This window comes from Halarchaeum salinum (assembly GCF_039520965.1).
Lineage (GTDB): Archaea > Halobacteriota > Halobacteria > Halobacteriales > Halobacteriaceae > Halarchaeum > Halarchaeum salinum.
Genome location: NZ_BAAABL010000044.1, coordinates 16,626 through 26,527, shown reverse-complemented (window position 1 = coordinate 26,527; position 9,902 = coordinate 16,626). Strand labels below are relative to the sequence as shown.

Annotated in this window: 9 protein-coding genes; 4 read left to right on the top strand and 5 right to left on the bottom strand. The window is 68.3% G+C overall.

Going from position 1 to position 9,902, the window contains the following annotated elements; genetic code table 11:
* Positions 1-2: 2 nt before the first annotated feature.
* The 4 genes from menD to ABDZ36_RS08010 all read right to left on the bottom strand — a co-directional run bounded on the left by menD (position 3) and on the right by ABDZ36_RS08010 (position 4,829).
* A complete protein-coding gene (menD, locus tag ABDZ36_RS08025) occupies positions 3-1,772 on the bottom strand; it encodes a 2-succinyl-5-enolpyruvyl-6-hydroxy-3-cyclohexene-1-carboxylic-acid synthase (RefSeq protein ID WP_211311926.1) in 1,770 nt (589 codons plus the stop codon).
* Positions 1,769-3,130, bottom strand: a complete 1,362-nt coding sequence (locus tag ABDZ36_RS08020) for an isochorismate synthase (protein ID WP_211311925.1) — start codon at positions 3,128-3,130, stop codon at positions 1,769-1,771. Before ABDZ36_RS08020 ends, menD begins: the two co-directional genes overlap by 4 nt.
* Before the next feature lie 100 nt (positions 3,131-3,230).
* On the bottom strand, positions 3,231-4,223 hold the full coding sequence (locus tag ABDZ36_RS08015) for an arsenic resistance protein (RefSeq protein ID WP_211311924.1): 993 nt from the start codon (positions 4,221-4,223) through the stop codon (positions 3,231-3,233).
* Positions 4,224-4,829 (bottom strand): sulfite oxidase-like oxidoreductase, encoded by a 606-nt coding sequence (locus ABDZ36_RS08010; RefSeq protein ID WP_211311923.1) that lies wholly within the window; start codon positions 4,827-4,829, stop codon positions 4,224-4,226. It lies immediately after the preceding gene.
* Between the two features lie 160 nt (positions 4,830-4,989).
* Here ABDZ36_RS08010 and ABDZ36_RS08005 point away from each other — a divergent pair, with 160 nt between their 5' ends.
* The 3 genes from ABDZ36_RS08005 to ABDZ36_RS07995 all read left to right on the top strand — a co-directional run bounded on the left by ABDZ36_RS08005 (position 4,990) and on the right by ABDZ36_RS07995 (position 7,912).
* Complete coding sequence (locus ABDZ36_RS08005) at positions 4,990-5,202, top strand: DUF7120 family protein (RefSeq protein WP_211311922.1); 213 nt, start codon at positions 4,990-4,992, stop codon at positions 5,200-5,202.
* A 67-nt stretch (positions 5,203-5,269) separates the two neighbouring features.
* Positions 5,270-5,548, top strand: coding sequence for a UPF0058 family protein (locus tag ABDZ36_RS08000; protein WP_211311921.1), 279 nt, complete (start codon positions 5,270-5,272; stop codon positions 5,546-5,548).
* A gap of 42 nt (positions 5,549-5,590) precedes the next feature.
* Positions 5,591-7,912, top strand: a complete 2,322-nt coding sequence (locus ABDZ36_RS07995) for a DUF7527 domain-containing protein (protein WP_211311920.1) — start codon at positions 5,591-5,593, stop codon at positions 7,910-7,912.
* Here the strand turns inward: ABDZ36_RS07995 and ABDZ36_RS07990 are convergent.
* Positions 7,909-8,214 (bottom strand): hypothetical protein, encoded by a 306-nt coding sequence (locus ABDZ36_RS07990; protein ID WP_211311919.1) that lies wholly within the window; start codon positions 8,212-8,214, stop codon positions 7,909-7,911. The genes ABDZ36_RS07995 and ABDZ36_RS07990 overlap by 4 nt on opposite strands.
* A 228-nt stretch (positions 8,215-8,442) precedes the next feature.
* Between ABDZ36_RS07990 and ABDZ36_RS07985 the strand changes: the two genes are divergently transcribed.
* Positions 8,443-9,807, top strand: coding sequence for an adenylosuccinate synthase (locus ABDZ36_RS07985; RefSeq protein WP_211311918.1), 1,365 nt, complete (start codon positions 8,443-8,445; stop codon positions 9,805-9,807).
* The last annotated feature ends 95 nt before the right edge of the window (positions 9,808-9,902 follow it).

Genomic DNA, 9,902 nt, shown 5'->3' with positions numbered 1-9,902 from the left:
CCCTATTCTTCGAGGTGCGCGACGACGCGCTCGCGGATCGCCTCGCGCGTCCGGTGGCTCCGTTCGGCGTCCGAAGCCACTTCGATCACCTGTGTCCCGTCGCTGTCGAGGCTCGCCCGATACGCCTCCGCGAAGTCGTCGTGGCCGTCGGCGCGGACGTAGTCGAAACCGTAGAGGTCGGCCGTCGGCGCGAAGTTGAGGCCGTGCGGCGTCTTGAACTGCCCCTCGAACGGCGGGTCGAAGGCCTCAATCGGGAGCATGTGGAAGATACCGCCGCCGTCGTTGTTCACGAGGACGATCGTGGCGTCGACGCCACAGCGCGCGAGCGCGAGCAGGCCGGTCAGATCGTGGTAGTAGGCCAGATCGCCCGTCAGGAGGACGAGCGGGTCGTCCGTAGCGCTCTCCGCGCCGAGCGCGCTCGAGGTGATGCCGTCGATGCCCGACGCCCCGCGATTGCCGAGAACAGTGAGAGCGGCGGTGCGCGGCGCGCCGAAGCGATCGACGTCGCGGACGGGCATGCTGTTCGAGACGAACAGCGTCGCGGGGTCCGGGGCGTCGGCGACGACGCGCCGGGCGATCGCGCCCTCGAAGCGCTCGTCCGTCGCGTCGACCTCGGCCTCGTGGACGCGCTCGGCGCGCTCGAAGGTCGACGCCGGCCAATCGGCGTCGGTGCTCTCCGCATCGAGGCGCTCTGCGAGGTCGACCGCGAGCCGCCCCGGCTCGGCCGTTACGAGATCCGCCGCACGGAACGTCGCCTCGCGCCACTCGCCCGCGGGATCGACGACGAACTGCCGTGTCCCGGTCCGTGCGAGGTAGCGTCGCAACGGCTTCGAGGTCGGCGACGCACCGACGCGGAGGACGACGTCCGGGTCCGGCCAGTCGGCCGTGACGCGCTCGGCGAGATAGCCGTCGTATCCTCCGTAGACGGGGACGTCGGCGGCGTGTGGCCCGTAGCGGAGCCCGGAGAGCGGGTCGGCGAGGATCGGGAAGCCACTTGCCGTGGCGAGCGCGACGAGTTCGGGCGCATAGTCGCGGTCAGTCGGCCCGGCGACGAGTAGGCCGCGCTCGGCCTCCTCGATCACGGCAGCGAGGTCGGCGAGCGTTGCGTCGTCGAGCGCCATCCGGCCCGGCGTCGTCGTCACGAACGATCCGTCGCGACCGCGTGCGGCGAGTTCGTGGGCGTCCTCCCACCCCTCCGGGACGGCATGGGGCGAGTCATCGGGCACTGCGGTCGGTTCGAGGGGTTTCGCGAACGGGACGTTGAGGTGGACGGGACCCGGATGGGTGCCGGTCGCGGCCGTCACGGCACGGTCGACGCGCACACGGGCCGAACGGAGCGTTCGGTCCTCGACTGCGGGCTCCGAGAGATCCGCGTAGTAGCGGACCGCGTCGCCGTAGAGCTTCTCCTGGTCGATCGTCTGGTTCGCGCCGCTGTCCCGAAGCTCCGGCGGACGATCCGCCGTCAGGGCGACGAGGGGGACGCGTGCCTGATTCGCCTCGATCACGGCCGGGTGGAAGTTCGCCGCAGCCGTCCCCGACGTGCAGACGAGCGCCACGGGATCGCCGGCACGTTTCGCGCGGCCGAGCGCGAAGAACGACGCGGCACGCTCGTCGAGATGCGAGAAGACAGTAAGATCGGGGTGGGCGTCCGCAGCGACGGTTAACGGCGTCGAGCGACTCCCCGGCGCGACGCAGACGGTCGAGACGCCCGCCTTCACGAGTTCGTCGACGAGGACGCGTGCGTACAGCGTCGCGCGGTTGGGCGCGCTCATCTCTCTCCCTCCCCGGTCGTGGCCCCCTCGCCCGTCTCGAAGACGTCGAGGATCGGCCGGTACTTCAGTTGGACCTCCGCCCACTCGGTGTCCGGGTCGGAGTCGGCGACGATACCCGCACCCGCGAACGGCCGGACGTGCGTCTCGTCGGCGAGCGCGGAGCGGAGCGCGACCGCGAACGTCCCGTCGCCCGACCGGTCGAACCAGCCGACCGGGGCGGCGTACCAGCCCCGATCGAACGTTTCGGTCTCACGGATCACGCGGAGCGCGGCGTCCGGCGGCAGCCCGCCGACCGCGGGCGTCGGGTGGAGTGCCTCGACGAGGTCGAGGACGTGCGCGTCGCTCGACGCCGTGATCGGCGTGAAGAGGTGTTGGACGGTTTCGAGCTTGCGCACGCGTCGCTCGCCCGTCTCGATAGCCGTCGCAACGCCGGCGAGCTGGTCACGGATGCGTTCGGTGACGACGTCGTGCTCGTGGCGGTACTTCGACGACGAGCGGAGGTCGGCCGCGAGCTGCTGATCTTCGTCGGGTGTCTCACCGCGCCCGACGGTCGCCGCGAGCGCACCCGTCCGCACGTCCCGATCCGCGCGGGTGACGAGGCGCTCCGGCGACGCCCCGAAGAACGTCGCGCCGTCGGTCGGCCGGAGCGCGAAGCGGAAACACGACGGGTACGTGTCGCCGAGGCGCTCCATGGCGTCCGGGAGCGAGAACGCCTCGACGAGCGTCACGTCGAGCGCCTGGGCGAGCACCACCTTCTCCAGTTCGCCCGCCGTGATGCGCTCGGTCGTGGCCGTCACCTGTTCACGCCACTCCGCACGCGACGTGGTGCGCGCCGTCGCGACGACGCCGGGTGGCGACGCCGCCGCCCGTTCATCGGGTGCGAACCGCTCGCGGACGTCCCGGAGCGTCCGCTCGACGGCCGCCTCGCTCGCATCCGGCCCGTGCGCGTTCACGGTCACCCACGTTTTCCCGGTGCCCGTGACGACCTGGACGTGCGGGAGGACGAACGACGAGGTCGGAAAGCCGTCCCACGGGCCCGTCCCCGTGTGCCCGTCGTGGAACGCGAACCCGCCGAGAAAGCGGGGGCGGGCCACCGCGGGGGCCGCTGCCGGTCGGTCGAGCGACGCGAGCACGTCGTCCGCCCGCTGTCGGACCGCCGCGAACCGTTCGGGGCCGTCGGCCGTCACCTGCGCTGCGGCCCCGTAGCCGACGATACCGGGCTCTTCGGGGGCCGTCCACACGACGTTCGGCCGCCCGAGCGTCCGCAATACGCCCGTCAGTGACGCGTCCGGTAATCGGAGCGTCCGACTGACGAGTTCCGCAGCGTCGGCCCGCGCGACGCCCTCACGAGAATCCATCTAATCGAACCGACGGCCGGGGCCGCCTTAGCCCCTACGACCGACGATCTGTTTCGGTCGTGTGCGGAACGCGGACGCGTCCTCCGGAACGACGGGGCCGCTACGCGCCGTCCGAACTCCGCTCTCGTTCCGACGGGCCCGGAACCAGCCACGCGGGCACGACCCGCGTGAGGACGACCATTCCCCCTAACTCGACGAGGGTCTGCGTGACGACGACTGCCGGGGCCAGTTCGTAGCCCGCCGGGAGCGCCAGCGCCAGCGGGAGGACGACCAGCGAGTTCCGCGTGGTGGACGTGAACACGAGCGCGCGACGCTCGCTGACGTCCATGTCGAACAGATCAGCTGCGAATCGCCCGAGGAGCGACATGACGAGGAGGAACGCGACGTACACCGGAACGACGACCGCGATCCGCTCGATCGAGTCGGCCACGCGGGGCAGTTGTGAGGCGATGACGACGAACAGCGTCAGCCCCATCAGTGGAACGGGCAACACCCTCATCGCGTCCTGCCAGGACTGGCCCCGCGACGACCGCTCCGCCCAGAGCTCGGTGAGCCACGCGAGCGTCAGCGGGAGCGCGATGAGGAGCGAAAACGCCTCGATGAAGGGGCCGGCGTCGATGGCCGCCGCAACCTCTGCGCCCATGAAGAACCAAAGGTACACCGGGAGCAAGAGGAGTTGGACCACCAGCAGGACCGGCGTCGTCGCAGTGAGCTGTTCGGCGTCGCCACCGGCGAGGTCGGTGAAGGCGATGACGTAGTCGATACACGGCGTCAGGAGGACCAAGAACACGCCCACGAGGACAACCGGCTCGGGCGGGAGAAACCGGGTGAGCCCCCACACGACGACGGGGACGACGAGGAAGTTCATCCCGAGCGCCGCCGCGATGAACCGGCCGTTCGTGAACGCGCGTCGAAACCGCACGAAGGGAATCTCGAGAAACGTCGCGTAGAGGAGCACCGCCAGCACGGGCTCGATGAGCTCCCCGATGACGGGGGCCGACCCGGGACTCGCGACCCCGACACCGACCGCCAGGACGACCCCGAGCGCGTAGACGGCGAGCTGCTGTCGCTGGAGCCAGTTCGCCGTGCGCATTCAGCTGTATCGCTCCTCGCCCCATGGATCGGCGGTGACCGAGTAGCCCCGTTGCTCCCAGTAGCCCCGGTCGGGTTCGGTGAGGAGGGTGACGCCGTCGACCCACTTCGCGCCCTTGTAGGCGTACTTGTGTGGGGTGACGACGCGGAGCGGGCCGCCGTGCTCGCGCGGGATGTCATCGCCGTCGTATCCCCACGCAAACAGCACCTCGTCGCGCGCGACGGCGTCGAGCGGGAGGTCCGTCGTGTAGCCATCGAGAGCGTGGAACATGACGTGGACGGCGTCGGAGTCGACGCCAACGGCGTCGAGGAGCGTCGTCGCGGTGACGCCAGTGAACTCGCAATCGAACTTGCTCCAGCCGGTGACGCAGTGGAAGTCCTGGCGCTGTGTCTCGCTGGGGAGCGCGCGGAACTCGTCCCACGCGAACGAGCGGGCGGTCTCGACCGCACCGCCGACGTCGAACGTCCACGTCTCCGGGTCCCACGCCGGCGTCCCCTCCATCGAGAGGACCGGGAAGCGCTCGACTTCGCGCTGACCCGGTGGGAGGCGCTCGTCGCCGAACTCTCGGTAGAGGTCCGTTACGTCGCGGACGTCGGTCCCGTCCATACCGACGGCTACGGTTCGGACGCCCCTGAGCGTACCGGTATCGGGAAACACCACGGATGGAACGGTAACTCCAGTTCCCGATACGTAAACGTGAGTTCCGTGAAGGGGAAATCGGCCCGCCAGGTTTATACCAAGCGACGCCAAATCTCGGAACAGACGAATGCCAAAGGTGGAAATCAACATCCCCGACCACATCGAAATGCAGATCGCCCAGCTCGTCGAACAGGGTGAGTTCCTCACCCGGGAGGACGCGATCAAGGACCTCCTCTCCGCCGGCGTCAAGGCGTACAAGACCAGCGGCCCGATGGACGACGACGAGCCCGGCCTCGAAGACGAGGGCATGATGGGCCACGACGACGAGTACGTCTTCTAACTCGCTTTTTCCCGTATGTGACCGGCTGGCGAGCAAGGTTTAACCCTCGGTACGTCCAAATCGCGGTATGCACAAGGACGAACTGCTCGAACTCCACGAGGAGATGGTGGAGATCATGGAGACGTTCTCGGAGTACGAGGGCGTCGACGAGAGCGTCTTCGAGCCCTACGAGGAACTCGACATCGACCCCTCCCACGTCCACAAGTCGAAGAGCGAGCACAAGCACGCGGTCTTCGTTCTCGGAAACGCGCTCGCCGTCGCCATGAGCGAGGACGAGTTCTCGAACGCCGGTCGGATCTCCAAGCGCATGGAGGAGCTCGCGGACGACGCCGGCGGCAAGCTCTGATCTCCGGAAAACGTTTTACGTCGGTGCCGCCACGGGGGGCGTATGCAGACACGCACAGCCGAGCGCGTCGAGTCGTGGGACACCCGCCCGTATTCGGGCGGTGCGGACGCGCTCGCTGAGCTCGCAGCTGCGGACTTCTCCGGCGTCGTCGCCGCCGGTGGCGCACACCTCTTCTTCGTCAACGGCCGTGCCGTTACCGTCGCGGACGGCACCGTCGCGGACGTCGCAAAGGACTCGGGCGAGGTCCGGAGCGCGCCGGAACGCTCGTTGGCCCTTCTCCTCGCGATGCACGAATCGGGTGGCGAGACGCGCGCGCGCTACTACACGAACGAGACGCCGCTCGCCGAGACGGACGAGGCGCTCCGCGACGCGGGATTCACTGGCTACATCGAACTCTCCGAGAACGTGCTGAGCGGCGACTACTACGTCGCGTACTACGGCGGCCGGTCGTTCCCCGTCGCCTTCGTCGGGAACGCCCCGGAGGTGTTCACTGGCGAGGAGGCTTTCGAGCGTGCCGCCGACGAGGTTGGCGTCTACGAAGTCGTCTCCACCGATCTCGCGTTCCCCGACCTTCCGGAACCCGAGGAGCCGGTCGACGAGACAGCGGCGATCGGTACCGAAGCGACCGATGCCGAGGCGGACCAGTCACCGGAAACGGCTCCTGAATCGGGTTCTGAGACGCTGGAAGCCGACGACGCGACGACGAGCGGAACGACGACCGACGACACCGACCGAGTCGGCGACGACAGCGATGTCGTCCCCGACGAGCTCGCTATCGCAGCTGCCGGGCCGGCCGATGGGAGCGACGCCGAGACGACCGACACGGCGGATGACGCGGCGACGGGCGACGACGAGACGGATGCTGCACCGAATACCGGTACGACGACTGATGCACCGGATAGCGAGGCGACGAGCGGCGTACCGATCGGCGACGTACAGGATGACGAAACGACCGACGACGCACCAGACGGCGAAACGAGCGCGCGGAGCGACACGGATGGCGAGAGCGCGCTGGAGCCGCTCGAAGCCGGGAGCGACGTCGAGCGCGACGACACGACGGCCGACGCGAGGACCGAATCACCATCGGACGCAGCGGGTCAGTCGGGACCCGACGCCGAAGCCGAGCCGGCACCGGATACTGGAGACGAGCCAGCACTCGACACTGACGACGCATCGACGACCGACGCCGAGACGACCGTTGAGGGGGCCGAGGCCGAGCACACCGACGGGATGACGGTGGACAACGGCTCGACGGCGGGCAAATCGGCGGATGGAGACGAGCCGAGAGCCGGAGACGCCTCGGACACGACGAACGAATCCGACACATCCGCCGAACGCGGTGCGGCGGCGCAGGAAATCCCGACGGCCGAGCACGAGGCGCGCGTCGCGGAGCTCCGCGAGGCGATCGAGGAGCGCGAGGCGCGCATCGAGGCATACGAGGATCGCCTCGCCGAACGCGAAGAGCGCGTCGAGACGCTGACGGAGCGGGCGGAGAGCGCCGAAGCGGCGGTCGAGAAGCGGGAGGCGGAACTCGATCGGCTTCGTGGGGAGCGCGACGATCTCCGCGAGACGGTCGCGGCGCTGGAGGAGCGCGTCGCCGACCTGGAGGCGGACCTCGAAGCGGCGGGCGGGCGGGTCGATCCCGCGACGGAGCGCGATCCCGAGGATGTGCTCGCGGGCACGAACCTCTTCGTGCGCTACGAATCGAAGGCTGACCCGACGCTTTCCGCGCTCGGCGAGGCCGACCCCGAGGCGATCGACGCGAACCTCAGGCTCGAACACCACACGAGCTTCGACGCGGCGGACACGACGGTCGCGGGCGACGACTACCGAACGTTTCTCGAGGCATCCGCGCCCTTCCGGTTCGTCTCGTGGGTCGTGCGCGAACTCCCCTTTGAGATCGCCGAGACCGGCCATCGAACCGGGCTCGCAGATCTCTACGAGGCGATCCCGGAGATCGACCGCGCGGAACTCGACGGGACGGTGTCGGTCACGACCGAGGACGGCGAGACGGTGACGAAGTCGTTCGACGTCGTGTTACGCGACGGGATGGGTGAGCCGCTCGTCGTCGCCGCGCTGAACACGAGCCGTGAGCCGGTAACTGGGGACGAAATGGAGGCGCTGACGGCGGCGGCCTCGGCTGTCTGTGCGGGCGTGGAGACGCTCGGGGCGGCCGTGTCCGTCACGGCGTCGTTCTTCGAGCCGGACGCGCTGGAGACGGCGAACGACGCGGCAGCGAGCGGTGGCTTCCTGCGTCGAAGCGAGAAGGAGAGTTACGTCAAAGTCGCACGCAAACGCGGCTACCACCTCTGTCTCGTGGAGGATCGCGCGGGATCGTTCCACGTCACCGTGCCCGAACTCTAGTTCTCCGCTTCGGCGGCCGATTCGATCTTCATCGAGTGGAGTTTCGTGACGGTCTCATCGACTTTCTCGTCGAGTTCCTCGACGAACTCGTGGGTGTGGTCGGTCGTGATCGCCCCCTGGCTCGACGGCTCGATGAGGTTCTCCTCTTCGAGGACGCGGAGGGAGTAGCGCACCTTGTGGTGCGGGTAGCCGGTTTCGTTGGACATCTTGACGATCCCGATGGGTTCGTTCTCGATGACCATGCGGAGCACTTCGAGGTGGCGTTCGAGCATATCGACCTCTTTCTCAAGTCGGTCTATCATGGCATTTGTTAACTTGTCGGGGCAACCTTTAAAGGTTGTCCTATACCTCGGAAAATGCGGGCGTGTCCCGTGGTTTCACACGGGGAGGATTTACGTCTTTCTGCCCCGAACGATGGGCCCGTTCGTGGGTAGCGAAACGGAGACGCCAGCAAAGCGTACCCATGTATGTGTATATATTCGGAGCATGGACCGTAACGGGTTTCACCGAGGGGGCGGAACGTCCGGCGTATGACCGTTACCATCGTCGGCTCGCAGTTGGGCGACGAGGGCAAAGGCGGCGTCGTCGACATCTTCGGCGATGCCGTCGACGTCGTCGCTCGCTACCAGGGCGGCGACAACGCCGGCCACACCGTCGTGCACGAGGGCGAGGAGTACAAGCTCTCTCTCGTGCCCAGCGGTGCCGTCCGCGGTAAGACCGGTGTCCTCGGCAACGGCTGTGTCGTCAACCCCGAAACCCTCTTCGAGGAGATCGACGCCCTCCAAGAACGCGGTCTCGACCCGGACGTTCGGGTCGCCCGCCGTGCGCACGTCATCTTCCCCTATCACCGCGTCCTCGATGGTATCGAGGAGGAAGCGAAGAGCGAGGACGGCGAGGAGGTCGGTACCACCGGACGCGGGATCGGCCCGACCTACGAGGACAAGGCCGGCCGTCGCGGAATTCGAGTGGGTGACCTCGTCGACCCCGAGGTGCTCAGGGAGAAACTGGAGTACGTCGTCCCGCAGAAACGCGCGCTCGCGGAGGACGTCTTCGGCGTCGAGGTCGGCGACGAATTCGACATCGACGCCCTCCACGCGGAGTACAGCGAATACGCCGAGCGCCTCGTTGAGGAGGACATGCTCGTGAACGCCGGCGACTTCCTCGCGCGCGAGCTCGATCGCGACGCGAACGTCATGTTCGAGGGTGCACAGGGGACCCTCATCGACATCGACCACGGCAACTACCCCTACGTCACGTCCTCGAACCCGACCGCGGGCGGTGCGTCGACCGGAACCGGCCTCGGCCCGAGCGTCGTCGGCGAGGGCGACGTCATCGGTATCGTGAAGGCCTACCTCACCCGCGTCGGAAGCGGGCCACTCCCCACCGAACTCGGCGGCGTCGAGGGCGATACGCCCGACTACACGAACGGCGAGGGACGCCAAGAGGAGCTCGCCACGTACATCCGCGACGAGGGCGGCGAGTACGGCACTGTCACCGGTCGCCCGCGCCGCGTCGGGTGGCTCGACCTCGCGATGTTGCGCCACTCCACCCGCGTCAACGGCTTCTCGGGCATCGTCATCAACCACCTCGACGTGCTCGCCGGCTTGGACGAGGTGAAGATCGGCGACGCGTACGAACTCGACGGCGAGACAGTCGAGACGCTTCCCGCGACGACGGAGCGCTGGGCTGCATGCGACCCCGTCTTCGAGACGTTCGACGGCTGGGACGAGTTCGACTCCGAGGTCGTCGCCGAGGAGGGATACGACGCCCTCCCCGCGGAAGCGCGCGACTACGTGGAGTACATCGAGGCCGAGCTCGGCGTCGATGCCTACGCCCTCGGCGTCGGGCCGGGCCGCGAGGAGACCGTCGTACGGACGAACCCCTTCGGGGAGTAACGGCTTCTCCCGCGCGGACCCGTCGGAGTGGGTAACGCGCAGGCGAACCGAACCGACGATCGCTGGGAGTGAGGAAGGCTTTTGGGTGGCCGCCA

Bases quoted from the DNA above. Each gene is read 5' to 3' on its own strand.
- menD (WP_211311926.1), bottom strand. From the start codon at position 1,772: ATGAGCGCGCCCAACCGCGCGACGCTGTACGCACGCGTCCTCGTCGAC.
- ABDZ36_RS08020 (WP_211311925.1), bottom strand. From the start codon at position 3,130: ATGGATTCTCGTGAGGGCGTCGCGCGGGCCGACGCTGCGGAACTCGTC.
- ABDZ36_RS08015 (WP_211311924.1), bottom strand. From the start codon at position 4,223: ATGCGCACGGCGAACTGGCTCCAGCGACAGCAGCTCGCCGTCTACGCG.
- ABDZ36_RS08010 (WP_211311923.1), bottom strand. From the start codon at position 4,829: ATGGACGGGACCGACGTCCGCGACGTAACGGACCTCTACCGAGAGTTC.
- ABDZ36_RS08005 (WP_211311922.1), top strand. From the start codon at position 4,990: ATGCCAAAGGTGGAAATCAACATCCCCGACCACATCGAAATGCAGATC.
- ABDZ36_RS08000 (WP_211311921.1), top strand. From the start codon at position 5,270: ATGCACAAGGACGAACTGCTCGAACTCCACGAGGAGATGGTGGAGATC.
- ABDZ36_RS07995 (WP_211311920.1), top strand. From the start codon at position 5,591: ATGCAGACACGCACAGCCGAGCGCGTCGAGTCGTGGGACACCCGCCCG.
- ABDZ36_RS07990 (WP_211311919.1), bottom strand. From the start codon at position 8,214: ATGATAGACCGACTTGAGAAAGAGGTCGATATGCTCGAACGCCACCTC.
- ABDZ36_RS07985 (WP_211311918.1), top strand. From the start codon at position 8,443: ATGACCGTTACCATCGTCGGCTCGCAGTTGGGCGACGAGGGCAAAGGC.